The sequence below is a fragment of the Sinorhizobium sp. P24N7 genome (assembly GCF_042436655.1).
GTDB classification, from domain to species: domain Bacteria; phylum Pseudomonadota; class Alphaproteobacteria; order Rhizobiales; family Rhizobiaceae; genus Sinorhizobium; species Sinorhizobium meliloti_A.
Genome location: NZ_JBHMIW010000013.1, coordinates 62,410 through 89,408, shown reverse-complemented (window position 1 = coordinate 89,408; position 26,999 = coordinate 62,410). Strand labels below are relative to the sequence as shown.

The 26,999-nt window shown below is 62.0% G+C and carries 24 protein-coding genes, 1 tRNA gene, 1 pseudogene and 1 riboswitch; of the genes and pseudogenes, 18 read left to right on the top strand and 8 right to left on the bottom strand.

The window, feature by feature from the left end:
- From ACFHWW_RS22360 to ACFHWW_RS22310, 11 genes are all read left to right on the top strand, one after another.
- Entirely contained in the window at positions 1-840 is an 840-nt protein-coding gene (locus ACFHWW_RS22360) for a ScpA family protein (RefSeq protein ID WP_164867107.1), read from the top strand.
- Entirely contained in the window at positions 833-1,552 is a 720-nt protein-coding gene (gene scpB, locus ACFHWW_RS22355) for an SMC-Scp complex subunit ScpB (RefSeq protein ID WP_100674032.1), read from the top strand. The genes ACFHWW_RS22360 and scpB overlap by 8 nt, the downstream gene beginning before the upstream one ends.
- A 63-nt stretch (positions 1,553-1,615) precedes the next feature.
- On the top strand, positions 1,616-2,725 hold the full coding sequence (locus ACFHWW_RS22350; RefSeq protein WP_275597998.1) for an ABC transporter ATP-binding protein: 1,110 nt from the start codon (positions 1,616-1,618) through the stop codon (positions 2,723-2,725).
- A gap of 94 nt (positions 2,726-2,819) precedes the next feature.
- Positions 2,820-3,026, top strand: a complete 207-nt coding sequence (locus ACFHWW_RS22345) for a twin-arginine translocase TatA/TatE family subunit (protein ID WP_003534564.1) — start codon at positions 2,820-2,822, stop codon at positions 3,024-3,026.
- 73 nt (positions 3,027-3,099) lie between these two features.
- Positions 3,100-3,747 (top strand): Sec-independent protein translocase protein TatB, encoded by a 648-nt coding sequence (tatB, locus tag ACFHWW_RS22340; RefSeq protein WP_100674030.1) that lies wholly within the window; start codon positions 3,100-3,102, stop codon positions 3,745-3,747.
- The gene (gene tatC, locus ACFHWW_RS22335) at positions 3,744-4,586 is read left to right on the top strand and encodes a twin-arginine translocase subunit TatC (RefSeq protein ID WP_379940882.1); all 843 of its coding nucleotides are present in this window, start codon (positions 3,744-3,746) and stop codon (positions 4,584-4,586) included. Before tatB ends, tatC begins: the two co-directional genes overlap by 4 nt.
- A 134-nt stretch (positions 4,587-4,720) precedes the next feature.
- Entirely contained in the window at positions 4,721-6,004 is a 1,284-nt protein-coding gene (gene serS / locus ACFHWW_RS22330; protein WP_379940880.1) for a serine--tRNA ligase, read from the top strand.
- A gap of 28 nt (positions 6,005-6,032) precedes the next feature.
- Positions 6,033-6,803 carry a 5'/3'-nucleotidase SurE gene (gene surE / locus ACFHWW_RS22325; protein WP_102762919.1) on the top strand — a complete coding sequence of 257 codons (771 nt, stop codon included), beginning with the start codon at positions 6,033-6,035 and terminating at the stop codon, positions 6,801-6,803.
- Entirely contained in the window at positions 6,800-7,453 is a 654-nt protein-coding gene (locus ACFHWW_RS22320; protein ID WP_100674027.1) for a protein-L-isoaspartate(D-aspartate) O-methyltransferase, read from the top strand. The genes surE and ACFHWW_RS22320 overlap by 4 nt, the downstream gene beginning before the upstream one ends.
- Before the next feature lie 239 nt (positions 7,454-7,692).
- Complete coding sequence (locus ACFHWW_RS22315) at positions 7,693-8,346, top strand: biotin biosynthesis protein BioC (protein WP_379940877.1); 654 nt, start codon at positions 7,693-7,695, stop codon at positions 8,344-8,346.
- 267 nt (positions 8,347-8,613) lie between these two features.
- Positions 8,614-10,155 (top strand): LysM peptidoglycan-binding domain-containing protein, encoded by a 1,542-nt coding sequence (locus ACFHWW_RS22310; RefSeq protein ID WP_379940875.1) that lies wholly within the window; start codon positions 8,614-8,616, stop codon positions 10,153-10,155.
- Positions 10,156-10,259: 104 nt separating this feature from the next.
- On the opposite strand, the gene ACFHWW_RS22305 is transcribed toward ACFHWW_RS22310, so the two are convergent.
- Positions 10,260-11,135, bottom strand: a complete 876-nt coding sequence (locus ACFHWW_RS22305; RefSeq protein ID WP_100674024.1) for an ATP-binding protein — start codon at positions 11,133-11,135, stop codon at positions 10,260-10,262.
- A 340-nt stretch (positions 11,136-11,475) separates the two neighbouring features.
- On the opposite strand from ACFHWW_RS22305, the gene yajC reads away from it, so the two are divergent.
- From yajC to ACFHWW_RS22285, 4 genes are all read left to right on the top strand, one after another.
- Complete coding sequence (gene yajC, locus ACFHWW_RS22300) at positions 11,476-11,808, top strand: preprotein translocase subunit YajC (protein WP_011975343.1); 333 nt, start codon at positions 11,476-11,478, stop codon at positions 11,806-11,808.
- A gap of 166 nt (positions 11,809-11,974) precedes the next feature.
- Positions 11,975-14,551 carry a protein translocase subunit SecDF gene (gene secDF, locus ACFHWW_RS22295; RefSeq protein ID WP_379940872.1) on the top strand — a complete coding sequence of 859 codons (2,577 nt, stop codon included), beginning with the start codon at positions 11,975-11,977 and terminating at the stop codon, positions 14,549-14,551.
- Positions 14,551-14,937, top strand: a complete 387-nt coding sequence (locus tag ACFHWW_RS22290) for an Mth938-like domain-containing protein (RefSeq protein WP_003529512.1) — start codon at positions 14,551-14,553, stop codon at positions 14,935-14,937. The genes secDF and ACFHWW_RS22290 overlap by 1 nt, the downstream gene beginning before the upstream one ends.
- Before the next feature lie 21 nt (positions 14,938-14,958).
- Positions 14,959-15,801, top strand: a complete 843-nt coding sequence (locus ACFHWW_RS22285) for a phytoene/squalene synthase family protein (RefSeq protein ID WP_379940870.1) — start codon at positions 14,959-14,961, stop codon at positions 15,799-15,801.
- A 121-nt stretch (positions 15,802-15,922) separates the two neighbouring features.
- Here ACFHWW_RS22285 and ACFHWW_RS22280 read toward each other — a convergent pair.
- Positions 15,923-16,003, bottom strand: a pseudogene (locus ACFHWW_RS22280) (GIY-YIG nuclease family protein); the annotation flags it as partial.
- Positions 16,004-16,597: 594 nt separating this feature from the next.
- On the opposite strand from ACFHWW_RS22280, the gene ACFHWW_RS22275 reads away from it, so the two are divergent.
- On the top strand, positions 16,598-17,053 hold the full coding sequence (locus ACFHWW_RS22275; RefSeq protein ID WP_018097719.1) for a hypothetical protein: 456 nt from the start codon (positions 16,598-16,600) through the stop codon (positions 17,051-17,053).
- Between the two features lie 34 nt (positions 17,054-17,087).
- Here the strand turns inward: ACFHWW_RS22275 and trmFO are convergent, their stop codons facing one another.
- The 3 genes from trmFO to ACFHWW_RS22260 form a co-directional block, all read right to left on the bottom strand.
- Complete coding sequence (gene trmFO / locus ACFHWW_RS22270) at positions 17,088-18,506, bottom strand: methylenetetrahydrofolate--tRNA-(uracil(54)-C(5))-methyltransferase (FADH(2)-oxidizing) TrmFO (protein WP_379940868.1); 1,419 nt, start codon at positions 18,504-18,506, stop codon at positions 17,088-17,090.
- A gap of 92 nt (positions 18,507-18,598) precedes the next feature.
- On the bottom strand, positions 18,599-18,742 hold the full coding sequence (locus ACFHWW_RS22265) for a DUF1127 domain-containing protein (RefSeq protein ID WP_003529520.1): 144 nt from the start codon (positions 18,740-18,742) through the stop codon (positions 18,599-18,601).
- A 304-nt stretch (positions 18,743-19,046) separates the two neighbouring features.
- On the bottom strand, positions 19,047-19,190 hold the full coding sequence (locus ACFHWW_RS22260) for a DUF1127 domain-containing protein (RefSeq protein ID WP_003529522.1): 144 nt from the start codon (positions 19,188-19,190) through the stop codon (positions 19,047-19,049).
- 1,142 nt (positions 19,191-20,332) lie between these two features.
- Between ACFHWW_RS22260 and ACFHWW_RS22255 the strand changes: the two genes are divergently transcribed.
- Positions 20,333-20,417, top strand: a tRNA-Leu gene (locus tag ACFHWW_RS22255).
- Positions 20,418-20,591: 174 nt separating this feature from the next.
- Positions 20,592-22,067, top strand: coding sequence for a trigger factor (gene tig, locus ACFHWW_RS22250; protein ID WP_379940865.1), 1,476 nt, complete (start codon positions 20,592-20,594; stop codon positions 22,065-22,067).
- A gap of 221 nt (positions 22,068-22,288) precedes the next feature.
- On the opposite strand, the gene gcvP is transcribed toward tig, so the two are convergent.
- The 3 genes from gcvP to gcvT are packed head-to-tail and all read right to left on the bottom strand — an operon-like array spanning position 22,289 to position 26,671.
- The gene (gene gcvP, locus ACFHWW_RS22245; RefSeq protein ID WP_100674020.1) at positions 22,289-25,153 is read right to left on the bottom strand and encodes an aminomethyl-transferring glycine dehydrogenase; all 2,865 of its coding nucleotides are present in this window, start codon (positions 25,151-25,153) and stop codon (positions 22,289-22,291) included.
- Positions 25,153-25,515 carry a glycine cleavage system protein GcvH gene (gcvH, locus tag ACFHWW_RS22240; RefSeq protein WP_029962390.1) on the bottom strand — a complete coding sequence of 121 codons (363 nt, stop codon included), beginning with the start codon at positions 25,513-25,515 and terminating at the stop codon, positions 25,153-25,155. Before gcvH ends, gcvP begins: the two co-directional genes overlap by 1 nt.
- Before the next feature lie 16 nt (positions 25,516-25,531).
- A complete protein-coding gene (gene gcvT, locus ACFHWW_RS22235; RefSeq protein ID WP_379940862.1) occupies positions 25,532-26,671 on the bottom strand; it encodes a glycine cleavage system aminomethyltransferase GcvT in 1,140 nt (379 codons plus the stop codon).
- Between the two features lie 142 nt (positions 26,672-26,813).
- A riboswitch (glycine riboswitch) is annotated at positions 26,814-26,901 on the bottom strand.
- Positions 26,902-26,999 lie beyond the last annotated feature (98 nt).

The window sequence follows — 26,999 nt, the reverse complement described above, 5'->3', positions numbered from 1 at the left end:
ATGCCTTCCGCGAAGGCGCCGATGGAGCCTTTGTGGCAGGACGAGTCTGCCCGTCGCGGATTGCACGAGGACGAGCTCGTCGTCGACATCGCCGGCTTCGAAGGTCCGCTGGACCTCTTGCTGCACCTCGCGCGCAGCCAGCGCGTCGATCTTTCCCGCATCTCGGTGCTGGCGCTTGCGGAACAATATATCGCCTTCGTCGAGCGGGCACGGTCTATTCGTATCGAGCTTGCCGCCGACTATCTCGTCATGGCGGCGTGGCTTGCCTACCTCAAGTCACGCCTGCTCATCCCCCAGCCGGCAAAGGATGAAGGCCCCTCGGGCGAGGAGATGGCCTCGGCGCTTGCATTCCGCCTGAAACGTCTGGAGGCGATGCGCGACGCCGCGACGAAACTCGTGAACAGAAACCGCCTCGGCCGGGACATTTTCGTGCGCGGCGCGCCCGAACACATCGTCACGGAGAGGAAGTCCGATTATGACGCCTCGCTCTACGACCTGCTGACCGCCTATGCGACGCTCAGGCAGCGTCAGGCCATAACCCAGGTGACGATCGAGAAGCGGCATGTCTGGTCGCTCGGCGATGCCCGTTTGATCCTGGCGAGAATGGTCGGCAGTCTTGACGACTGGACCGCGCTCGACCATTTCCTGATCCGCTACATGACAAGCCCAAAGGAGCGCGCGACGGCGATTGCGAGCTCCTTTGCGGCCTCACTCGAAATGGTGCGCGAGGGGCGGTTGGAAATCCGACAGGAGGGCGCTTTCACGCCGATCTATCTGCGGCGCGGGCCAAATCCGATCGATGCAGCAACCTTGGCGGAGATGGAGGCGGCACGTGGCTGAAGCCCAGAAATTCGTGCCGGGTGACGAGGATTACGAGGAAGAATTCTCTTTCGATCCGAGGCTCGAGCAGGAAGCGGAGCGGATCGCCGAGGCCCTTGTATTTGCCTCGGCCCAACCGGTTTCAGAAACCTATATTGCCGGCCGCCTGCCGCGCGGCGTCGACGTCGCAAGCGTTATGGCGCGGCTCAAGAACCGATATGCCGGTAGCGGCGTCAACCTGGTTCAGGTCGCCGATCATTGGGCCTTCCGCACTGCCGCGGATCTGTCCTTCGTCGTCAATACGGAGGAGCAGGAGGTCCGCAAACTGTCGCGCGCGGCGCTCGAGGTGCTGGCGATCATCGCCTATCACCAGCCGGTGACGCGGGCAGAGATCGAGGATATCCGCGGGGTCCAGACCTCGAAGGGTACCCTCGACGTGCTGATGGAGGCGGGATGGGTGCGGTTCCGCGGTCGCAGACGCACGCCCGGACGTCCGGTGACGTTCGGCACGACGAGAGACTTTCTCGATCATTTCGGCCTCGAAGAGATCCGCGACCTGCCGGGCATCGAGGAGCTGAAGGGGGCCGGCCTGCTGTCCGGGCGTGTCCCTTCGAATCTGAACATTCCGGTTCCGATCGGCGACGACGAGTTTGCCGAAAACGAGGATCCCATCACGCAGATGGACCTCGAAGAACTGGGCCTCTTGACACCGAAGGCTGAAGAAGACGATTAAAAATCCTGAGTATGGATATCGGCTTTAGGTTAGAGCCGGATCTTCGGGTCGAGGAATGCAAGCATGGTTTCAGATGCGCGTAGCGGCGCCGTCACGATGACGAGGCGCTCGGGTGTGTCGTTCGCAGCGAACCTGGCATTCGAGAATATCAGCCATCGGTATCATTCCAAGGAAACGATCAAGGGTGTTTCGCTCAAGGCCGAGGCCGGCGAAGTGCTCTGCCTGCTCGGACCTTCCGGCTCCGGCAAGACAACGCTGTTGCGCATCGCCGCGGGCATAGAGAAGCAGACGGGCGGGCGTCTGCTGCTGAATGGACAGGAAATATCCGGCCCTTCCATCTTCATTCCGCCGGAGCAACGCGGCGTCGGCCTGATGTTCCAGGACTTCGCCCTTTTCCCTCATATGACCATCCGTGAGAACGTCTGTTTCGGCTTGACCGAATTGCCGAAGAAGAAGGCATTGCTGCAGGCCGATGCCGCGCTGGAGAGGGTCGGCCTTCTGCATTATGCCGAGCGGTATCCGCATGTCCTTTCAGGTGGCGAGCAGCAGCGCGTGGCGCTGGCCCGTGCGCTTGCGCCGCGGCCGGCGGTGCTTTTGATGGACGAGCCTTTTTCCGGCCTCGATTCCCGCCTGAAGGATTCCATCCGCGCCGACACGCTGGCCATACTGCGCGAGACGCGCGCGACCGCCATCGTCGTAACGCACGACGCCGAAGAGGCGATGCGTATGGCGGACCGGATCGCACTGCTGAAAGACGGTCGGCTGGTGCAGGTCGGCACGGCGGACGAGCTCTATCGCCGGCCCTGCGATCTCTTCACTGCCGGCTTCTTCTCGGAAATTAACGTCTTCGATGCGCGCGTGCGGGACGGTCATGTCGAAACGCCGCTGGGGGTTGTGGCAACAGGGCAATATACGGAAGGGCAGCCACTGAGCGTAGCCGTGCGTCTTTCCGGCATCCGGCTCGACGAGACCGGTGGAGAAATTCCGGCACGCATCGTATCCCGGCGCTTCCTTGGCGTCGTGGAGCTTCTGGAACTCGCCGTGCCGCAGTCCGAACGCACGGTTCGCGCCCGCATCCGCGCCGATTTGCTGCCGCAAGGATTGCGTGACGTCACGCTTTCCGTTAACGAGCGCGACATATTGGTGTTTGAAAAAGACGCCTCAACACCTTAGGGTCCGCCAAGAGGATGGCGTGCCCGGAGGGTGCGCCTGAAAAATGACAACGTGCTGGGCTCTAATCTGTTTAGGGTCTCGAGGGAGTAAGTGGATGGGTTCGTTTAGTATCTGGCATTGGCTGATCGTTCTGGCGGTGGTTCTGCTGCTGTTCGGCCGCGGCAAGATCCCCGAGTTGATGGGCGACGTTGCCAAGGGCATCAAGAACTTCAAGAAGGGCATGGGCGACGACGAGGTCGCTTCGGCCGACAAATCGATCGACGGCAAGACCGTCGACCACAAATCTGACGAAGTCCGCTGACGGTCGGAAGCTGACGGGGCTGGGTGCGACAGGCACCCGGTAGCCCGCATCACGGGTTTTTAGGGCGCGTCGGATGCTTGATATCGGCTGGACCGAGCTTGTTGTTATCGCAATCGTCTTGATCATCGTCGTCGGTCCGAAGGACCTGCCGCCGATGCTGCGCGCGTTTGGACGGATGACGTCCAAGATGCGCGGGATGGCGTCCGATTTTCGGCGGCAGTTCGACGAGGCGCTGCGCGAAGCCGATCTCGACGACGTTCGCAAGACGATCAGCGATGCGCAAAGCCTCAATCCGACCGCGGCATTGCGGGATGCGATGAATCCGCTGCGGCAGCTCGGTAACGAGATCAAATCCGATCTGCAGAAGGCGACCACGCCCGACAGGCCGCCAGCCTCCACGACGCCGGAACCGCTGGTCGAACCGGTCAGTACCGACGCCGCCGGCGAAACGGCGGCAAAAGCCACGGATAAGGTGGCGGCGGCAGCGGTGAGCTCGGCATCGAGACAGATGGACCGTGCCGCCGACGCGCCGAAGGCGAGCGAACCGGAACCTGCCGTGAAGTCCAGAGCGCAATCGAAGAAGTCGGGCGCTTCCGTCACGAAGAAGGCCGCAGGCGAAACGGCGCCGAAGAAGTCGCCGGCGCGCAAGGCGCCGGGCGAAGCGCCGGCTGCGAGCAAGTCGAAGACGCGCGCGGCTTCGCGCAAGAAAGGTGACGCATGAGCCGCGATATCGAGGACCGGCCGCAGCCGCTTATCGAGCATCTGATCGAACTGCGCACGCGGTTGATGTGGGCGGTGGGCGCTTTCTTCGTGGCGTTCCTCGTCTGCTTCTATTTTGCCAAGCAGCTGTTCAACCTCCTTGTTCTGCCGTTCAAGTGGGCCGTGAGCTGGGCCGGACTCAGCCACCGCAACGTTGAGCTCATCTACACGGCGCCGCAGGAGTTCTTCTTCACGCAGATCAAAGTTGCGATGTTCGGTGCGCTGGTGATCGCATTTCCGGTCATCGCCTCGCAGGTGTACAGGTTCGTTGCACCCGGCCTTTACAAGAACGAACGCGCTGCCTTCCTGCCATTCCTGGTCGCTTCGCCACTCCTGTTCCTGCTTGGCGGCGCGCTGGTCTATTTCTTCTTCACGCCGATGGTCATGTGGTTCTTCCTCGCCATGGAACAGGGCGGCGGCGAAGGGCAGGTCGCGATCCAGCTCCTGCCGAAGGTGTCCGAGTATCTCAGCCTCATCATGTCACTGGTCTTCGCCTTCGGTCTGGTGTTCCAGTTGCCGGTCATCACGACGCTCCTCGCGCGTGTCGGCTTCGTCACCGCCCAGGGGCTCGCCGAGAAGCGCAAATACGCGATCGTGATCGCCTTCGTGGTCGCAGCGGTTCTGACGCCGCCGGATCCGGTTTCCCAGATCGGCCTTGCGCTGCCAGCCATCCTTCTCTACGAAATTTCAATCTACACGGCGCGAATCGTCGAAAGGCGAAGGGCTGCCGAGGCCCTGGAGCGCGAGGCTGCCTCTGAGCAGGAAAGCTCGTCCGAGACGGCTGACCCCGCCAAGGGCTGACCGCGGACGTCTTGCGCCGTTCACGGCGCCCTCGCTCCTCGCACGCGCAAGGGGCGCTGTGGCATTCTGAATCGCTGCAGGATTTCGCCGTAAGCGGCTCCGACGTCCTGCAGCAACTAACGCGTGGAACGACTATGCTCGATATCAAATGGATCCGTGAGAATGCAGACAGGCTCGACGACGCCCTGGCGAAACGGGGTGCGGAGCCATTGTCGGCGTCCCTGATCGCACTTGACGAACGCCGCCGCGCGGTCCTCCAGTCCCTGCAGGACATGCAGTCGCGGCGCAATGCCGCGTCGAAGGAGATCGGCGCGGCGATGGCCCAGAAGAACAGCGAGCTGGCCGACAGGCTCAAGGCCGAAGTCGCCGACCTCAAGAATGCGTTGCCGGCGGCCGAAGAGGAAAGCCGTCAGATCGAGGCCGAACTCTCGGACGCGCTGTCGCGCATCCCCAACACGCCGCTCGACGACGTGCCCGTTGGCGCGGACGAAAGCGCGAATGTCGTGACGCGGGTCGTCGGCGCCAAGCCCGGCTGGAATCACAAGCCTCTCGAGCATTTCGAGATCGGCGAGGCGCTGGGACTGATGGACTTCGAGGGAGCGGCCCGGATCGCCGGGTCGCGCTTCACCATCCTGAAGGGCCAGCTCGCCCGGCTCGAGCGGGCTCTCGGCCAGTTCATGCTCGATCTGCACACCGCAGAGCATGGTTACACCGAGGTTCAGCCGCCCTTGCTCGTCCGCGACGATGCGATGTACGGCACCGGCCAGTTGCCGAAATTCTCCGACGATCTCTTCCGCACGACCGACGGGCGCTGGCTGATCCCGACTGCGGAGGTGCCGCTGACGAACATGGTGCGGGATCATATTCTCGACGGTGAGAAACTACCGCTGCGCTTTACTGCGCTGACCCCGTGCTTCCGCTCCGAGGCCGGTTCCGCCGGTCGTGACACCCGCGGCATGTTGCGCCAGCATCAGTTCAACAAGGTCGAACTGGTGTCGATCACCGACGCCGAAAGTTCGATCGACGAGCACGAGCGCATGACCGCTTGTGCCGAGGAGGTGCTCAAGCGCCTCGGCCTGCACTACCGCGTCATGACGCTCTGCACCGGCGATATGGGGTTCGGCGCGCGCAAGACCTATGATCTCGAGGTCTGGTTGCCGGGGCAGGACGCCTATCGCGAAATTTCCTCCTGCTCCGTCTGCGGCGATTTCCAGGCCCGTCGGATGAACGCACGTTACCGCGGGAAAGAAGAGAAGGGGACGAAGTTCGTCCACACGCTCAACGGATCCGGCGTCGCGCTCGGCCGGGCGCTGATTGCCGTTGTCGAGAATTACCTGAATGACGACGGCTCGATCACGGTGCCGGACGTCCTTGTGCCTTATATGGGCGGCCTGCGGCGGATCGAGAAATCGGCCTAAGCACGAATGAAGCGGAAGAAGACCGGCAATGCGCATCCTGTTGACGAATGACGATGGCATTCACGCCGAGGGCCTCTCCGTGCTGGAACGGATCGCCCGGACGATATCGGACGACGTTTGGGTGGTGGCACCGGAAGTGGACCAGAGCGGGCTTGCCCATTCTCTGACGCTTTCGGAGCCGCTGCGTCTGCGCCCGGTTTCCGAACGGCGCTTTGCGCTCCGGGGTACCCCGACCGATTGTGTCATCATGGCGGTCAAGAAGATTCTTGATCGCAAGCCCGACCTCGTCCTTTCCGGCGTCAATGTCGGCGCAAATCTTGCGGACGATGTCACCTATTCCGGAACCGTGGCCGGCGCCATCGAGGGAACGCTGCAGGGCATTCGCTCGATCGCACTCAGCCAAGCCTTTCAATATGCCGTTGGCCGCGACGTTCCCTGGGATGTAGCAGAGACGCACGCACCGGCGCTCATCCGCACATTGATGGGAGTCGATCTGCCGGACGGAACGCTTATCAACCTGAACTTTCCGAACTGCGCCGTCGATGCCGTTGCGGGCGTTGAAGTCACGTCGCAGGGCAAGCTCGAATTCGGGCTCAGCATCGACGAGCGCACGGACGGACGCGGCTTTCCCTATTTCTGGCTCCGTTTCGGCGAGCGTGCCGGCGATTTCCGTTCCGGCACCGACATCAGGGCTCTTCGAGACAACAGGATTTCGGTAACCCCGCTTAAACTGGACATGACCGATCATGCCGCTCAGGAGCGCATCGCGCGGGCATTGCGGGAAGGAAGTGTCGCTTGAGCGGACGAATTTCGCAGCAGGAGGGGTTTGCAGCGATGGCGCTGCGGCTTCGCTCGGGCGGCATCGTCAATCATGAGCTGCTGAAGGCTGTGGAGCAGACGCCGCGGACGCTCTTCGCTCCGCCGCAATACCAGGACGAAGTCTACTCCAAGCGGCTGATTCCGCTCGATTGCGGCTCGTTCATGGAGGGCTGCGACATGGCCGTGCGGCTCCTGCATTGTCTCAACCTTAAGCCTGGCCAGCGTATACTCGAGGTCGGAACCGGCAGCGGCTTTACCGCGGCCGTGATGGGGCGGATCGCCGAGCGCGTACTGACGATCGAGCGATACCAGACACTCGTCGCATCGGCGCAGAAAAACCTCGAGAAGGCGGGCCTGCGCAATGTCGTCGTCCGCCAGGCCGATGGCAGCGCAGGAGTGCCGGGTGAGGGCACCTTCGACCGGATCCTCATTACCGCCGCGTTCAACAGCCTTCCCCGGACGTTCTCCGATCATCTCGTCTCCGGCGGCACGCTGTTGGTGCCGATCATGATGAGCGAAACGCATTGCCGTATCGTTCGCGTCAACCGCACCGGTAGCCGCTTCGACCGGGAAGACCTGTTCGATGCGCCTTACCTCCCGATCGTCCCACAGGTAGCGTCGTTCCTTTAGTCTAATTTCTTGGAATCGATGACGTTCATGTTTTAGGCCGGCCCGACCTGAACATCGTGATCGCGTGCGCCTCCCGGAAGCGGGTTAATACAATCTTAACCCGCTCCAGCCCCGCGCAAGCTTCCCTCTTTAGGTACCCGACCTGAAATCATCGTGATCCAGGCCGGGACGGCATGAGATGACGCGGAGTACGCCTTTGCTCCGCATCGCAGTCGTCATGCGACAGACGGAGACGGCATATGCAGATCGAGAACAGGTTGAACGCTGCCGCTGCGTCCGGTGATGGCTTGGGAAATCTCGCCGGGCGTTCGGCCGACCAGGCTGCTGCCGCGGACAAAGGCGAGAGCGGGACGCTGGTTGCGCCTGCGGGCTTCGTCGACCCGACACCGCGCATTTCGCTGTCCGCCGACGCGTTGCTCTATCTCGGCCGGGCCAGAAGAACGCCTGAGAAATTGCCGCCGCTTACGAAGGACGAGTGGAACAATCGTCTTTCGCCGCAACTTGCGGCACGCGAGTACCAGGCGTTCGGCAAGCTCGCCGAAACCGGTGACTACAGGGCATATTACCGGGCCTTCATCGACTATTATGACAGCCTTCGCCCGGAGGATCAGAACAGCCTGCGCTATTTCGGGACGCGCGAAGCGGCGGTCGCGGGCCTGCGCTCGCTCGACTATGATGCGGACAGCGGCCTCGACATAGATGCCAAATTCGAGAACCTCGTCAGCGTGTTTCTCGAAGAAGACAAGATTGCCCCTTCGCCGGCCTCGACCACGATGTCGCCGGCAGAGCGCGTCTTTTTCGCCTGGGATGCGTCCAACATCAGCTATGAGGTAAATGCGCCCGAGCCGAGACCGATGACGGAAATCGAACGGCTTTATTCCGAGCTGCTATAGGGTGTCTCACTGTTTCGCTGAAACAGTGAAACACTCTGCCATTTTTCGAATTGCGCACTTCCGCACGGAAAACCGTTACACACTTTTCCTGGAGGTGCTCTGGCGATCCGTATCCCGGTTCCGCAGCGCACGTATGACCGGAAAACGCCCGCTTCGGTGCGGCTATGGTTAGCATTTCGCCAAAGTGGTGCCGTCTTTAACCGGGCGGTAACTCTAATGCGCTTTAATCCTTCTACAGCGAGTTGCGTTCGGAGTGGGTAAAGCGTCATGCGTAAATTTGTATCTCCCCAAGCAGGCAAGTCCATGATCCGTCTCTGTGCGGCGATCTTGCTTGCGGGTGTAGCGACCGGTTGCAGTTCTGACGCCAGCCGCTTCGGCGGGCTCTTTTCGCGGTCCGACGACATAATGACGGGTGCGATCCCGCAGGGCTCGAGCACGGTACCGAGAGGCGATGTCGCGAGCGGCGGTGCGGCGCCCTCCTACGGGAACAACGCAGCGCTCGGTCAATCCTATCCCTCCGGCGGCGGCAACGGAGGCTACAACACGGCGGCGGCGTCGCCGGTATCCAGCGCCCGTGTCGCATCGACGCCGATGAGCGTTCAGCGCACGAGCCTCGATGAACCATCCGCCGCATCTCGGCAGCCGCAGGTTCAGACCGCCTCCCTCGCGTCGCAGGCTGCTGCCCTCCCGAAGGCGGAGCCGCTGGCGGCGGCTGCCAAGGATATATCCAGCAAGGGTGGCTGGAGCGCCTCCAACGCGCCGACCATCATGGTCCGTCAAGGCGACACGATTACTGTTCTCTCCAGACGCTTCGGCGTCCCCGAGAAGGAGATACTGAAGGCGAATGGCCTGAAATCGGCAAGCCAGGTAGAGCCGGGCCAGCGGCTCGTCATTCCGGCGTTCGGTACTGCAGGCAGCGCGGCAAAGGCGGCCGCATCGGGTTCGATCGCCGACGTGGAGGGCGGCAAGAAGCGTCCGTCTCCGCTGCCGACCGATCAGCGCGAGGTGGCGATCCTCCCTGGCCAGTCCCAGTCGCGTGAAAAGAGCGAAAGCCGCAGCGATGTCGCGGCGGGCAAGCTCAACAGCGCCGGCGAGGGCGGTGGAAATGGTGCCTATACGGTCAAGCCGGGCGACTCGCTCAACCGAATCGCCAAGGCGAACGGCGTTTCGGTCGCTGCCCTGAAGCAGGCGAACGGGCTTACGACAGAAGCCATCCGCATCGGGCAGAAACTCAATATCCCGAGCGCCTCGGCGAAAACGCCGGCGACCGATGCGGTGGTCACGGCTTCTGTTTCGGCCAAGAAGAACGAGGCCCAGGCGGCTTCGACCGAGCAGGGTAAGCTGACCGAATCCAAGGCGCCTGCCGCCAAGGAGAGCGTGTCGGAGGTTGCCATCCGGTCGGATGGTGACGAGGATCTTCCGAAATCGACCGGCATCGGAAAGTACCGTTGGCCTGTCCGTGGCGCGGTCGTCGCTGGCTATGGCGCCAATGTCGACGGCAACCGAAACGATGGCATCAACATTTCGGTGCCGGAGGGGACGCCCATCAAGGCAGCCGAGAACGGCGTCGTGATCTACTCGGGCAGCAGCCTGAAAGAACTCGGCAATGCCGTTCTGGTGCGCCACGACGACGGTACGGTGACGGTTTACGGCAACGCTGCCGAACTCAAGGTTCAACGCGGTCAGAAAGTCCAGCGCGGCCAGACGCTCGCATCCTCCGGCATGACAGGCAGAGCGACCCGGCCACAAGTGCACTTCGAGGTGCGCAAGAATGCGACCCCGGTCAACCCTGCGACCTATCTGGAATAAGCCGTGGCACCGGCCGTGCCTGGCTCATGCGCAAATCGAAAGCGCCGCGTGTCTGGCAAGACACGCGGCGCTTTTGCGATCACGCCGGCAGACGGCAAGCGCGATTACGCAGGAGCGTCGAGCTGTCTGCGCAGACGACCGGCCAGATCCTGAATGAATTGCCATGCGACGCGGCCGGACCTCGATCCTCGCGTCGTGGCCCATTCAAGAGCCTCGGCATGCAGCGCTTCCGGCTCGAGAGGCAATTTGAAGTACCGCGCATATCCGTCGACCATCGCCAGATAGTCGTCCTGGCTGCATTTGTAGAAACCCAGCCAAAGCCCGAAGCGGTCGGATAGCGACACCTTTTCCTCGACGGCTTCCGAAGGGTTTATGGCGGTGGATTGCTCGTTTTCCATCATGTTGCGGGGAAGCAGGTGTCTGCGGTTGGACGTCGCATAGAGCAGAACGTTTGCCGGCCGCCCCTCGACGCCTCCGTCGAGCACCGCCTTCAGCGACTTGTAGGAGGTATCGTCGTGATCGAAGGAGAGATCGTCGCAGAAGACGATCACGGGCATCGGCGCCGCCTTCAGGATTTCCATCAGCACCGGCAGGGTGGCGATATCCTCCCGGTGGACTTCGACGAGCTTGAGTGCGCTTCCGGTGTCGTGGGCGACCTTTGCGTGAACGGCCTTGACCAGCGACGATTTGCCCATCCCGCGGGCGCCCCAGAGGAGCACGTTATTTGCCGGATAGCCGTCAGCGAAGCGAAGCGTGTTGTCGAAAAGAATGTCGCGGACGTGGTCGACGCCGGTAATGAGTGTGAGATCGATGCGATTCGGGTTCGGGACGGGCTGCAGGTGGCGCGTGGCCGGTGCCCAGACGAAACACTCCGCCTCATGCCAGTCGTTGACGGCATATGCCGGTCCGGCGATGCGCTCCATCGCGGCCGAAAGCTTCTGTATTTCGTTGAGCAGGACGTCGATCTTGCTTTCGGGCATTTCACCTATCTCCGGCAGGCTGGATTTCGAACATGAGCGGCCGACCCGCGCGATAACGGGCGTGCGCCGGCTTAACCCAAATCCTTGAATCGCCGCGACGTTCATCCTCCGGTCGAATCCGTTGAAGCTGCCGCCGGCGGCGTTTTTCTCGGTAGCACGGCGGTTTGCGCTGGAAAAGACCGGCAGCCTGCAACCAGGGGGTTCTCCTGCTGCGGAATTTGTGCCAGAGGCAGGAGAAACGGGGAAGTGTACCGACGATTTGCGTTACGGGACGGTTTGCCTATATTCCGGCAGGTTTGCCGCGGGGGCAAGCGCGCAATTTGAACTCAAGGAGTGATCGATGTTTATTACCGAAGCTTTCGCGCAGACGGCGGCCCCTGGGGGCGGCGGCGCCGATATTCTGATGTCCATCCTGCCATTCCTGCTGATTTTCGTGGTGATGTATTTCCTGATCATCCGGCCGCAGCGTGCGCAGATGAAGCGCCGCGAAGAGCTCCTGAAGAACATCCGGCGCGGCGATCAGGTCGTCACCGGCGGCGGCATCGTCGGCAAGGTGACCAAGGTCGTCGACGATACGGAGCTCGAGGTGGAGATCGCGGAGGGCACCAAAGTCCGCGTTGTGCGCAGCGGCGTATCCGAAGTTCGCGTGAAGGGCGAGCCCGTCAAGGAATAACCCCGGCGCGGGGAACGTGAAGAAGCGTGCGCGGTTTTCGCCCGCATACCGCGCTTGATATCGGCATCGATCACGGTTTGATTTTGGGGCGACGCGAGGCCAAAATCACCGTGGTTAGGGCAAGGGCCGCGACCGGCAGAGACCGGCGGATGGAGCATTTCGAAATATGCCCAGGTTGTCGCCGTTCAAGAACATTCTCATCTGGCTGGTCGTCCTTGCGGGCCTCGCCTTCGCACTGCCTAATCTTCTTTCCAGAGAGCAGCTTGCCGACTGGCCGATCTGGCTGCCGCATCGGCAGGTGCCGCTCGGGCTCGATCTTAGGGGCGGTTCCCATATCGTCCTGAAGGTCAGCCGCGAAGACATCGTCGCGGAGCGCCTGCAATCGACCATCGACACGATCGCCGATGCCCTGAGACAGGCGGATATCCGCTATACGGGGCTGTCAGGAAGCGGGCAGAGCCTGCAGTTTCGTCTCCGCGATGCAACGAAAGCACCAGCGGCACGCGACGCGCTGAAGGCGTTGGTCGCCCCCGTTCGACAGGGCGGATTTTTCGGGAGTTCCATACAGGAACTGGTCTACGAGGGAAGCGCGACCAGCGACACGCTTCGGCTTCGCCTGACGGACGAGGGCATAGATCTCAGGGTCTCAGATGCCGTCGCCCGGTCCATCGAGGTCGTACGCCGGCGGGTCGGCGAAGTCATCGCGGTCGTGCCGATCATAGAGCGTCGCGGCGGTGACCGGCTGAGCGTGCAGGTCCCCGGTCTGGACGAGCCGCAAAGATTGAAGGATCTCCTCGGACAGCGAGGAGATGTCGCTCTGAAGTGGCTGGATTCCTCGATGCCGGCACAACAGGCCGTGGATACGAGGCCGCCTGCGGGGTCCGAGGTCCTCTATTCGCTGGACGATCCACCAATACCCTACCTGGTCGAGAGACACGCCTTTGCTGCGGCACCGGACTTCGTCGAGGCGCAGCCGGGCTTCGATCCGGCAACGAGCGAACCTGTCGTCAATGCAAGGATTACTGCCGGGGCTGCCGCACGGATCGCGCCGGTCCTGCAGTCGGATCCACGGAAGCAGTTCGCGATCGTGCTCGACGGGCAGGTTATCTCGACGTCCGTTCTAGACGGCGCGCTTTCCGGTGATAGCGTCCGGATTTCCGGAAATCTCTCGGAGGACGGGGCGAACGACCTTGCCGCCCTGATGCGTGCCGGCCCGCTTCCCGTTTCGCTGACCGTCATCGAGGAGCGTACCGTCGGTCCCGAGGACGGCGCCGACGCCGTGGCAAACGGCCTCACGGCGGGCCTGATCGCGGCCATTGCCGTCGCAGCCTGTATGATTGGCTTCTACGGCTTCTTCGGTGTCGTCGCCGTCATTGCCGTCATCGTCAATGTCGTGCTGATCATCGCGGTCCTGTCCGTCACCGGCGCCACGCTGACATTGCCCGGAATTGCCGGGATCATCCTCACGATCGGAATTGCGGTCGACTCGAACGTTCTCATCTATGAGCGGCTGAGGGAAGAAGCGCGTACCAGCGGCAAACCCTTGCGAAGGGCGCTGGACGACGGATTCGAGCGCGTCTTGAGGAGCATCGTCGACGCGAATCTGACGATTTTCATCGCCGGCGTAATCCTCCTCTATCTCGGGTCGGGCGCCATTCGGGGTTTTGCGGTTACGCTTGCCATCGGCAGCGTCACCACCATTCTGACGGCGCACAGCCTGACACGCCGCCTCATTCGCGGGTGGTATCGCCGCCGCCTGCCGCGGCGTCTGCCGCGCGGCATCCGGACGGGATTTTTCAGTCGGGCGGATTTCCGTTTCATGGCGATCCGCAATCCGGTCTTCATTCTGATGACGGCATTGTCGCTCGCTTCGCTGGTTCTCCTGACGAGCCTCGGGCTCAACATGGGAGCAGATTTCAGGGGCGGCTCCGTCATCGAATTGAGGGCACGGACCGGCGTCGCCGATGGTGCCGACATCCGTGCCCGTCTCGATGAATTGAACCTCGGAGAGGTTCAAGTCGAGGAACTTGGATCGGCGCGAGACGTTCTCGTCCGTATCCCGTCGCAGGAAGCCGGCGACAATGCCGAGCAGACGGCCGTCGGGCTGGTTCGCTCCGAACTCGAGGATCAGTATGTCTTCCGCCGTGTCGAGGTGGTTGGCCCCGGGGTTTCCGGCGAGTTGACGAGGGCAGGGTCGCTCGCCGTTGCCGCAGCCGTGCTGGCCGTGCTGCTTTACGTGTGGCTTCGGTTCGGCCGGCGATTTGCCGTCGGAGCCATCGTCGCGACGTTGCATGATGTGCTGCTGACGCTCGGGTTCCTCGTCGTGACCGGGATCGAATTCAATCTCGCCAGCATCGCAGCGCTGCTGACGATCGTATGTTACTCGCTGAGCGACACCATGGTGATTTATGATCGAGTCCGGGAAAATCTGGTGCGCTATCGAAGGATGCCGCTTTCCGTCCTGATCGACACGTCGATCAACCAGACCCTGTCGCGGACCGTCCTGACCGCCTTGACGACGCTCCTTGCTCTCGTTGCGCTGTATCTGTTCGGAGGCAGTGGTCTCGTCCAGTCCTTCAGCGCGACACTCATATTCGGTGTGCTTGTGGGCACCGTTTCCTCGATCTATGTCGCGGGACCGCTGCTCATCCTCTTCAATCGCCGAAACAATCGTCTTGGAGGCACGGAGGACCCGGCGGACCGGGATACCTCGTCGGAGACGGAAGCAAAGGGTGCGGTGTGATGGCAAAAGGGATCGAAATGCGCGAAGCGCACTTTCCGGGACGCGCGCCTGTCGACGCCTACGGCAATGGCGGCTTCCGCTTCGCCGATATGTCGCATCGCGGATCCGTTCTGATGTTGCCTTCCGGTATCTACGCCTGGGACGTTGCCGAAGGCGACGTGCTCGCGGTCGCGAAATTCCAGCGCATCTTCGATGAGGCGCGTGACGTCGAGGTGCTGCTCGTCGGCACCGGCCGGGAAATCCGTCCTTTGCCTGGAGACCTGAAGGAGGCGCTCAGGGCCGCCAACATCTCGTCCGATCCGATGAGCACGGGGGCGGCGGTGCGGACCTATAACGTAATGCTGGCGGAATCGCGGGCCGTCGCCGCGGCATTGATCGCGGTGTGAGGCGTTCGAAGGAAACCCGGCGTGCAACAGTCCGATGATCAGATTCTCGCAACCTTGCGGGACACCGACCGCGATCGCTACCTGGCCTGTCTGCTTTCTCCTGCAGAGAAGCGCCACTCGCTCGCGGCGCTCTATGCCTTTTACGCGGAGATCGCCCGCGTCCGCGACACGGTCAAGGAGCCGCTCCCCGGCGAGATCCGGCTGCAGTGGTGGCGTGACATTCTCGAAAGCCAGCAGTCGGACGGCGCGGGGCATCCGCTGGCCGAAGCGCTCCTGCGTTGCATTCGCGAGCATCACCTTCCTGTCCGCGTTCTGCAGGACATGATCGATGCACGCATTTTCGATCTTTACGACGACCCGATGCAGGACAGGGCGGCGCTGGAGGGCTATGCCGGTGAAACCGCATCGGCGCTCATTCAGCTTTCATCGCTCATCCTGGATCCCGAAAATGCTGCGAAATCCTCAGACGCAGCCGGTCATGCCGGGGTTGCTCAGACGGTCGCCGGTCTCCTGCTGCTTCTGCCGGTTCATATCGGGCGTGGCCAGGTCTATCTTCCTGTCGAGCTTTTGAGCGCAACGGGCCTCGACAGGGAAACGCTTCTTGCCGGAACCGACGAGAGTGCGATCGAAAGGGCCATTCGCGCCTTCTGCGGCCTCGGTCGCGATCATCTCGCCAAGGCACGTGAAAGTACAGGCGCGATCTCCGCCCGGAATTTCTCCGCTTTCCTTCCCGTTGCCCTGGCCGAACCGGTGTTCGATCGCGCGGAGGCCGCCGGAGTGCGAATCCTTCGTCAGCCACTGCGTCCGCCGCAATGGCAGCGGCAATGGCGGATGTGGCGGGCGAGCCGGCGCCGGCAGTTTTAGACGAAGGCCGGTTGAGATTCCGGATACCCGCCGCCGCTTGTTTGATCTCCTGTGCTCGTCACAGGAACGAGGGCGGAGAGGGTGCGGTCCCTCGACGCGTTTCATAAACCATGAAGATAGTGAGGCGGCACGGAAGGTCGCAGGTCACGCCCGTATACAGCGTCCCGTTTCGCTTCGATGCGAGAATGTAGTAGCCGCTCATCCCGGCCCTCATTCCTGTGCTTGTCACAGGAATCCAGCCAGAGCAAGTCCTTGGGCTGAAAGAATGCTTCCCGCGCCCCAGACGCGGCGCTGCTGGATCCCTGTGACGAGCACAAGGATGAGGTGGGGAGGGTGCGGTCCTCGGCGCGTTTCATAACCGTGAAGATAGCGAGGCGGCGCGGAGGGCCCCAAGTCACGCCCGTATACCACGTCCCGCTTCGTTTGGACGCGAGAATGTAGACGTGACCTTTCATTGCGTGACAGGTTGACCGTTCCCTCGCATATTCGTAACGGAAGTTGTATTGGCCGCACATCCCCGGTCCCTCATTCCTGTGCTTGTCACAGGAATCCAGCCAGACCAAGTCCTTGGGCTGAAAGAACTCTCTCCGCGCCGCAGACGCGGCGCTGCTCCCATCCCTGTGACGAGCACAGGGGGAGGATGAAGGAGGAGAGATTGCAGTCCTCCGAAAAGTGCTACAGCGCCCGTCTTGGACGAGGATTCATTCGCTAGGCGCTCGCCCGTCACGCTGGCGCAAGTCTCGCGGGATATGACCCTTCTCAATCGAAATCCCGTCGCGATCAAGGGACCCACGCGATGCTTTGGTTACTGCTCCTGGTGGCGATCGCCGCCGTCTGCGTATTTTATATTCGGATGAACGCACGCGCCGAGCGCGACGCCGACAATCCGGATGCCGGGTCGGCGATCGTGGAATTCGGCCGGGCATTCCCGGACGAAGCGATCCGGGCGCTGCATTCGACCGTCGACAGAACGGCGATCTTCCTGCGGCTGCACGATGGCAAGGCCGGATTCATACAATCGCACGGCACGCATTATGTCTGCCACGTCATTCAGCCCGGCAAGGTGCGGGTCAACACGTCCGAGAGTGGGCGCGGGCTGATTGTCCACTTCCCGGATTTCGCCTATCTGGACAACGCTTTCGAGTTTCGGACGGCCGCCGAGGCAGCCGAGGTTTCGCTCTGGCTGCTCGGCACCTTCAGTCCGAAATCGGAGTTGGAAGCACCGGGTGACGCGGCGCAGGGTCTGGACTGACCGGCTGAATCCGCAACGGAGTTCCCGTCGCTCGTCAGACGGCGTTGCCGAGCCAGCTTGCGCAATCGCTCAGCGCGCGTGACGCCATCGCCTGCTTCTTGGCGAGCGCCTTCTCCTTGCCACGGAAGCGTTTGGCACCCTCCGGCCTCGTCATGGCGCCCGGTTCGAGCGGCGGAAACAGTCCGAAATTGATGTTCATCGGTTGGAACGAGCGCTTGCCCGGTTCGTCGTCGGAGACGATGTGGCCGCCGGTGATGTGATTGAGAAGAGCACCGAAGGCCGTGGTCACCGGAGGTAGGACGGGTGAGGCGCCTTTGCGTTCCGCCGCGGCGAAGCGGCCCGCCAGCAGGCCGATGCTCGCGCTTTCCACATAGCCCTCGCAGCCGGTTATCTGGCCGGCAAAGCGCAAGCCCGGACGTGACTTGAGCGTCAGCGAATTGTCGAGGAGTGTCGGCGAGTTGATATAGGTGTTGCGGTGCAGGCCGCCGAGCCTCGCAAACTCGGCGTTTTGGAGCCCCGGAATCATCCGAAAGACTTCGCCCTGCGCGCCGTATTTCAGTTTCGTCTGGAAGCCGACCATGTTGTAGAGCGTGCCGAGCGCGTTGTCCTGCCTAAGCTGAACCACGGCATAGGGCTTGACCGAGGGATTATGGGCGTTGGTGAGGCCCATCGGCTTCATCGGCCCGTGACGCAGGGTCTCGCGGCCGCGCTCTGCCATCACTTCGATCGGGAGGCAGCCGTCGAAATAGGGTGTGCCTTCCCATTCCTTGAAGCCGGCCTTGTCCCCGGCAATGAGCGCATCGACGAAGGCATCATACTGCTCCTGTGTGAGCGGGCAGTTGATATAATCCTTGCCCGTGCCGCCCGGGCCGACCTTGTCGTAGCGCGACTGATGCCAGCAGATATCCATGTCGATCGTGTCGGCATGGACGATCGGTGCGATGGCGTCGAAGAAGGCCAGGGCATCGGCGCCGGTCTCCGCGCGGATCGCCTCGGCGAGGGCCGGTGCTGTAAGCGGGCCCGTCGCAATGATGGCGAGATCCCAGTCCTTCGGCGGCAGGCCCCCGACCTCTTCCCGCAGAACCGTGATCAGCGGGTGGTCTGCGATCGCTGCGCTGACGGCCTCGGCAAAGCCTTCGCGATCGACGGCGAGCGCACCGCCTGCGGGCACCTGGTTGAGATCGGCGCATCGCATGATGAGCGAGCCCGCAAGACGCATCTCCGCATGAAGCACGCCGACGGCATTGCTGGTCGCATCGTCGGAGCGGAAAGAGTTCGAGCAGACGAGTTCGGCGAGGCTCTCGGTCTTGTGCGCATCCGTGCCGCGCACGCCGCGCATTTCATGCAGGATGACCGGCACGCCCGCTTCGGCGATCTGCCAGGCGGCTTCCGACCCGGCGAGGCCGCCGCCAATGATGTGGATGGGCGAATGGGAGGACGTCGTTTTGTTCATGGGCGGCTTCCTACCACAGGCATCCGTCGCTTCCAAGAAACGAAAACGGCGCCCGAGGGCGCCGTCTTCAAGCTAAGCAATGCTCGATCCGATTAGCGGAAGGAGCGAGCCGCAATGTTGCGGATGTCGTAGCGCGTAATGCCGATATCGTTCAGAGCGTGGTTGGAAAGGCTGCCCAGCTCGGCAACGGTACGGCGGTAGTTGATCCAGCTTTTTGCAATGCGAATCGGGTTCATGGTCGTTTCCTCAAGAAGATCGCTCGCGACAGTGATTGTCTGCGTCGTTGAGGTTCTTATACGCTTGTCTAACTGGAAGATGGAGTGCAAAGTAGATGCATCTGCTATGCATTTGTGCAGTGCATCGATCGTTTCGTGAGCATGCATCTCGGCCGGCCCGAAAATGCGCCATCGATTAAGTTTCGGTTAAGTTGCTTTTGCAGGGATTGCTGCACGAGATCAGAACGACTCAGCAGAATAAAAAAACGCCCGCCGGCGAACCGGAAGGCGTTTGAACGGCCATTATCTGGCGAAAGCTTGATGCTTACTTGATTGCCTGACGGGCAACGTAGGGGATGTCTGCGCGGCCGATGCCAAGGTCAGTGAGCTCACGGTCGCTCATGCGGCCGAGCTCGTTGCAGGTCTGACGATACTTGCGCCAGTTATTGAAAGAACGTGCGAGGTTCATGATCCTATTCCTTTCTAGGTCGTTCGCCAGCGCTCTATCTCTCTTGCTGGCCGTCATCTTATGAACCGGAATATAATCGGTTTGAGCCAGGATTACAGAGCTAATGCTGCATCGCACCCATGCGCGGCGTGCAAAGCTTTTCGGCGGCATTAACCGGAGTTTAACCTTTTGTTGCCGATGCCGGCCTCTTGCGCATTTCCAGACCGTTCCAAAGACCTTGGCGGTCTATCAGAGCGCGCGGCGCGCAGTGCGATTCTCGGAGCAAGGGAGTTGGCAGAAATAAACAACGCCCGCTGGGGGAGGAGGTCCAGAGGGCGTTGCTTGATCTGATTGGCAACCGGGAGGAGGAGTGTCGCCAATCCGTATCGGGCGCGCTGGGAGGAGGAGTGCGCTGCCCGATCGATGATTGGAATATAGGCCGAACCCCCCGGATTCTGCTAGGGGCCGCCGGGAATGGCACCTATGCAAACGGTGCATGGCTCAAGCGTCGGACGATCGCAAAATGCCGAAATAATGGGCAGATGGAGGTGCCGTACGGAATATCTGAGGGGAGAATGACGCCCGTCGGGGGAGGAGGACCGGCGGGCGTCATAAATGCGATTGGCAACCGGGAGGAGGAGTATTGCCAATCCTATCGAAGCGGCGATGGGAGGAGGAGTGCGCAGCTTCGAATTCTGTCGAGCTCAGGCTCGGATCTTCGCGGGATTTCCCGCTGCGGGCGATCATGCCCGCCGGCGTCCATTCGGCTATCACCGCGGCGCTTCGTTGATTTGAAATATAGTGGCCTTAAATCGATTTGTGCAGTGCAATGTCCACATGGAAGATATGCGGATTGCGCAACGCGGATTGCCGTTCGCCGTCCCGCCGATGGAGGGCGAGGATCCAGTGGCTGTCATACGGCGGAACACAGCATCACGTTTCTGCCGGCATCCTTTGCTAAGGAGCCTCGAGCTGCCCGTTCGAAGCCGTGGCTGCGAGCGGGCAACGGGCGCGAGCATTTTCCCTTTGATCCGATGAAAACGAGTGTTATAGAGACGCCGCGCTCGGGAGCCCTGAACCTTTCGCATGGCCCAAGAATATCCGCGGCATTCCGCTGATGAGATCTTGTGAGGAATGCGATTGGGCGGTGCGGTCGTCTGAACGCGGGTATGGTGAAATTGGTAGACACGCCAGATTTAGGTTCTGGTGCCGCAAGGCGTGGGAGTTCAAGTCTCTCTACCCGCACCAGGACGATATAGCAGTCACGCGTCGGTATTCGGCGCTGGGAGGGCCGGCAAGGCGCCATTTTGCTTGCAAAGCGGTCGGAATTGCGTAAAGCCACTCCCGGCAAATGGATCGGCTCACGTGCTCGCCTAGCCTTTCAAGGGAAGAGCACTGTCAACGTGAAGTGAAGGTTTTAACATGCAGGTTATCGAAACGCTCGCTCAAGGGCTGAAGCGCGAACTCAAGGTCGTTATCCCGGCCGACGAAATGCAGGCTCGGATGAACGAGCGCCTCGTCGAAGTGAAGGATCGTGTTCGCATCAACGGCTTCCGTCCCGGCAAGGTGCCGGTTGCGCACCTTAAGAAGGTTTACGGAAAGTCGATCATGGCCGATCTCGTCAACGAGATCGTTCGTGAAAAGCCGACGGAAATCCTCACGAGCCGCGGCGAAAAGTCGGCCACCCAGCCCGAAGTCGCGATGACCGAGGACGAGGCAGAAGCCGACAAGATCCTGAGCGCCCAAGCCGATTTCGAATTCACGGTCGCCTACGAAATCATTCCGCCGATCGAACTCAAGGATGCAAGCGGCATCAAGGTCACCCGTGAGGTCGTCGATGTCAGCGAGGATGAAGTCAACGAGCAGATCCAGCGCATCGCCGAGAGCGCCCGCACTTACGAATCGAAGAAGGGCAAGGCTGCCAATGGCGACCGCGTCACGGTCGACTATCTCGGCAAGGTCGACGGCGAAGCCTTTGACGGCGGCAAGGACGAAGATGCGGAGCTCGTGCTCGGGTCCAACCGCTTCATCCCGGGCTTCGAGGAGCAGCTTGTCGGCGTAAAGGCCGGCGATGAAAAGACCATCACGGTCACGTTCCCGGCCGATTATCCGGCAGCCAACCTTGCCGGCAAGGAAGCAACCTTCGACATCACCGTCAAGGATGTCGCTGCCGCTGCCCCGATCGAGATCAACGACGAGCTGGCAACGAAGCTCGGCCTCGAATCCGTCGACAAGCTGAAGGAAATCGTCCGCGGCCAGATCGAAAGCCAGTTCGGCTCGATCACCCGCCAGAAGGTCAAGCGCCAGCTTCTCGATCAGCTCGACGAGCTCTATCAGTTCGATACGCCCGAGCGCCTCGTCGATGCCGAGTTCGAGAACATCTGGCGCCAGATCAACACCGACCTGCAGCAGGCCGGCAAGACCTTTGCCGATGAAGATACGACGGAAGAAGAAGCGCGCGCCGAATATCGCAAGCTCGCCGAGCGTCGCGTCCGCCTCGGCCTGGTTCTCTCCGAAATCGGCGAAAAGGCCGGCGTCCAGGTTAGCGATGACGAGATGCAGCGTTCGCTGTTCGAGCAGCTGCGCCAGTTCCCCGGACAGGAAAAGGAAATCCTCGAATACTTCCGCAACACGCCCGGTGCTGCCGCCTCGCTGCGCGCACCGCTCTTCGAGGAGAAGGTTGTCGACCACCTGCTCACCGAGGTTTCGGTGACCGACAAGAAGGTCTCGAAGGAAGAGCTGACGGCTGACGACGAAGCCGACGAAAAGCCGACCAAGAAGACGGCCTCCAAGAAGAAGGCAGCCGCCAAGGCCGAAGCCGGCGAGGGCGAAGAAGCCGCCGCGCCGAAGAAGAAGGCCCCGGCCAAGAAGAAGGCTGCGGACGAGAGCGCCGAGTAATCGCATCTCTCAAGGATAGGAAGAAGCCGCCTGCGGGCGGCTTTTTCTTTTTTTAGAGAAACCGTTAGTGAACTCTCTAAGACTTGAAATTACCTTCCCGACCGAAAACCGCTGCACACTTCTCCTGGAAATGCTTAGACCAGCAAAAAGCCCGGCTTAGCCGGGCTTTTGACGTGGCACGCAGGCGCGGCGCTTGAACCGCACCCGATCGGATCACATCGTCATTCCGCCGCTTCCGCGTAGCTCTCGATCGGCGGGCAGGTGCAGACGAGATTACGGTCGCCATAGACATTGTCGACACGGTTGACCGGCGACCAGTATTTGTCCACGCGGAAGGCGCCCGGTGGGAAGCAGGCCTGCTCGCGCGAATAGGGCCGGTCCCAGTCGCCGACGAGATCCTCGACCGTATGTGGCGCGTTCTTCAGCGGATTGTTGACCTTGTCCATCCGGCCGTCCTCGATGGCGCGGGCCTCTTCGCGGATTGCCAGCATGGCGTCGCAGAAGCGGTCGAGCTCGGCCTTCGTTTCCGATTCCGTGGGTTCGATCATCAGTGTGCCCGCGACCGGCCAGCTCATCGTCGGCGCATGGAAGCCGCAGTCGATCAGGCGCTTGGCGACGTCGTCGACCGTGACGCCGGCGCGTTCGGCGAGCGGACGGGTATCGATGATGCATTCATGCGCGACCCGGCCCTTCGCCGACTTGTAGAGCACGTCATAAGCACCCTTCAGCCGGGCGGCGACGTAATTGGCGTTGAGAATCGCGACCTTGGTCGCTTGCGTCAGGCCTTCGCCGCCCATCATCAGGCAGTAGCTCCAGGAGATCGGCAGGATCGAGGCCGACCCGAACGGTGCGGCGGAAACGGCGCCTTCGTGCCCGTCGGTCTGGGGGTGTCCCGGAAGGAAGGGGGCGAGATGCGACTTGACGCCGATCGGACCCATGCCGGGACCGCCGCCGCCATGCGGAATGCAGAAGGTCTTGTGCAGGTTCAAATGACTGACATCCGAGCCGATGTCGCCGGGGCGGGAAAGGCCAACCATCGCATTCATGTTGGCGCCGTCCAGATAGACCTGGCCGCCGTGCTTATGCACGACCTCGCAGACCTCGCGGACGTTCTCCTCGAACACACCGTGCGTCGAGGGATAAGTGATCATGCAGCAGGAGAGGGAGTCCGCATACTGCTCCGCCTTGGCGCGGAAGTCGTCCATGTCGATCTCGCCGGCGTCGCTTACCTTGACGACCACCACGTTCATGCCGGCCATTTGCGCCGAGGCCGGATTCGTGCCGTGCGCCGATGTCGGTATCAGGCAGACGTCGCGATGTGCGTTGCCGTTGGCGATATGGTAGGCGCGGATCGCGAGCAGACCGGCATATTCACCTTGGGCGCCCGAGTTCGGCTGCATCGAGATCGCATCATAACCGGTGATCGCGCAGAGCTTTTGCGACAGGTCTTCGATCAGATGCTGATAGCCGAGTGCCTGGTCGGTTGGCACGAAGGGATGGATTTCCGAAAACTCCGGCCAGGTGATCGGCAGCATTTCCGCTGTCGCGTTGAGCTTCATCGTGCAGGAGCCGAGCGGGATCATTGCGCGGTCGAGCGCGAGATCGCGATCGGCGAGGCGGCGCATGTAGCGCGTCATCTCGCTCTCGGCGCGGTTCATGTGAAAGATCGGATGGGTGAGATAGGCGCTGGTGCGCAGCAGTTCCTGCGGCAGGCGGTAGTCCGGTTCGAATTCCTCGACCTTGAAATCGCCGCCGAAGGCGCGCCAGACGGCCTCGAGCGTGACCGGCCGCGAACGTTCGTCGAGACTGATGCCGATCCTGGTCGTTCCGATCTTGCGAAGGTTTACCTCCTCGGCCACGGCGGCTTTGAGGATGATGCCCTGCAGCTTGCCGACTTCGACGGTGATCGTATCGAAGAAGACATCCGGTTCGACGGTATAGCCGAGCTTTTCCAAGCCCATGGCAAGCCGCACCGTCTTCTGGTGCACGCTCTGGGCGATCGCCTTTAATCCGTCCGGACCATGGAAGACCGCATACATGGAGGCCATGACGGCAAGCAGTACCTGCGCGGTACAGATGTTCGATGTCGCCTTCTCGCGCCGGATATGCTGTTCACGGGTCTGGAGCGACAGCCGGTAGGCGCGGTTGCCCCGCGCATCGACCGACACGCCCACGAGGCGGCCGGGCATGGAGCGCTTGTAGGCGTCCTTGACCGCCATATAGGCCGCGTGCGGCCCACCGTAGCCGACCGGAACGCCGAAGCGCTGGGTCGAACCGATCGCGATGTCGGCGCCCATTTCACCCGGAGATTTCAGAAGCGCCAGCGCCAGCGGATCGGCTGCGACGGCGGCGATTGCACCCTGCTCGTGGAGTTTGGCAATCAGGCCCGAGAAGTCGCGGACATGGCCGTAAGTGCCGGGGTACTGGAAGATCGCGCCGAAGACGCCGGCAGCGTCCAGATCCTCGAAGGGATCGCCGACGACGATCTGCCAGCCGAGCGGCTCCGCCCGGGTCTTCAGGAGCGCAATCGTCTGGGGATGGCAGTTCTCATCGATGAAAAACGCCTTCGCCTTTGACTTTGCCACGCGCTCCGCAATGGCCATGGCTTCGGCTGCAGCCGTCGCCTCGTCGAGCAGCGAGGCGTTCGCGACGTCCAGCCCGGTCAGATCGCAAACCATGGTCTGGTAATTGAGCAGGGCTTCCAGCCGCCCCTGACTGATTTCCGGCTGATAGGGCGTATAGGCGGTGTACCAGGCCGGGTTCTCGAGGATATTGCGCTGGATGACCGGCGGGGTGATGGTCCCGTAGTAGCCCTGACCGATCAGGGACACGAGCTTCCGGTTGCGGTTCGCCGTCTCGCGCAGCTTGTCGAGTGCCTCGCGCTCCGTCATCGGCTCGCCCCAGGCAAGCGGCGTCCGCTGGCGGATCGACGGCGGCACGGTGTCGTCGATGAGCGCGTCGAGACTGGGATAGCCGACGACCTTCAGCATCTCGTCCATCTCGGCCGGCGAAGGGCCGATGTGACGTCGATTGGCGAAGTCGTAAGGCTTGTAATCGGTAAAGGTAAAGTCCTTGGGCATGCTCATCAGGCGACGAACTCCTTGTAGGCCGCTTCGTCCAGGAGCGCATTGGCAGCGTCCGGATCGGCGAGCTTCAGTTTGAAGAACCAGGCTGCGCCTTGCGGATCGCTGTTGACGAGGGACGGATCGTCGACGATCGCCTGATTGACCTCGACGATTTCGCCATCAAGCGGACAATAGACGTCCGATGCCGCCTTGACGGACTCGACCGTCGCGGCCGAGTCTCCCTTGGAGAAGCTGGCACCCGCTTCCGGCAGCTCCACGAAGACAAGATCGCCGAGCTGTCCCGCGGCATGCTCGGTGATGCCTACGGTCGCGACGTCGCCCTCGATCTTCAGCCATTCGTGTTCCTCGGTGAATTTCAGCATACGCAGGTTCTCCTGATCAGCGTTTGTAGGTTTGTTTGATGAAGGGCAGGGCGGTGACGGCGATGGGCAGGTATTTGCCGCGCACCTCTGCGAACAGTCTGGTGCCGATTTCGGCGTGCTCGGCGGCGACATAGCCCATGGCGACCGGTCCATCCACGCTCGGTCCGAAGCCGCCGGAGGTGACGGTTCCTGCCGCCGTCCTGCCCTCCGCATCGGCAAAGAGATCGGCATTGCCGCGCACGGGCGCGCGGCCTTCGGGCCTCAGGCCGACACGCCGCCTGGAAACTCCGTCGGTGAGCTCGGCCAATATCCGGCCGGCGCCCGGAAAACCGCCGGCGCGCTCACCGCCGGCGCGGCGGCTTTTCTGGATTGCCCATTCGAGGCCCGCTTCGATGGGGCTCGTATTCGTGTCGATATCGTTGCCATAGAGACAAAGCCCCGCTTCGAGGCGGAGCGAGTCGCGCGCGCCGAGCCCGATGGGCAGGACGTCGGGATGTTCGAGCAGGCGCTGCGTCACATCCACAGCCGCGTCGGCGGGAATGGAAATCTCGAAGCCATCCTCGCCGGTGTAGCCGGAGCGGGAGATGATACAGCTCACGTCGTGAAGGTCGGCTTCGGCGACATCCATGAAGCGCATCGACGCGACGTCCGCCCACAGCTCGCACAGAACCGCTCCGGCCCGGGGTCCCTGAAGGGCGATCAGCGCACGGTCTGTCACCATGGTCACGTCGCAGGCGCTGCCGAGACCGTCCCTGAGATGCGCAAGATCGGCATCCTTGCAGGCCGCGTTGACGACCAGGAAGAGATGATCGCCGCGATTGACGATCATCAGGTCGTCGAGAATACCGCCGGCGGCATTGGTGAAGAGGCCGTAGCGTTGCCGGCCCTCCCGGAGTCCGAGCACATCCGCCGGCACGAGCTTTTCGAGCTCCAGCGCCGCGTCCTCGACTTTTCCCGATTTCGGCCGCACGACGATCTGCCCCATGTGGGACACGTCGAAAAGGCCGGCGGCGGCGCGGGTATGCAGGTGCTCCTTCAATACGCCTTCCGGGTATTGGACCGGCATGTCGTAACCGGCGAAGGGCACCATGCGCGCACCGAGCGAAAGATGCAGCGCGTGCAACGGCGTGTGTTTCAAGGTGGAAACGTCTTCCAAGTCCGGCCTCCAGGTCTGGCGCGTCTTCGCGCCGGCTCACAATACCGGCGTCATGCGCCGACAAATTCGAGCCCCCTCTGTCCCTTTGCCTGAGATTGTTATCCCTTCGGCGAGCGCGAACGCTTCTCTCCAGAGTCCTACCGGCACCTTGCTGGTCCTTTGGCCTGAGAGTTTCCGGGGCGGTTGCTCCTTCGGCACCGGATCGAACCGGTTTCTCCCAACGAGGTCGAATCCAGATAACGGCGAAGGCCGGATTTTGGCAAGGGCCTATGTCGCGACCAAACATATTTTTGTCGCCCTGGCTTCATCCTCCGCGACCGGTGCGGCA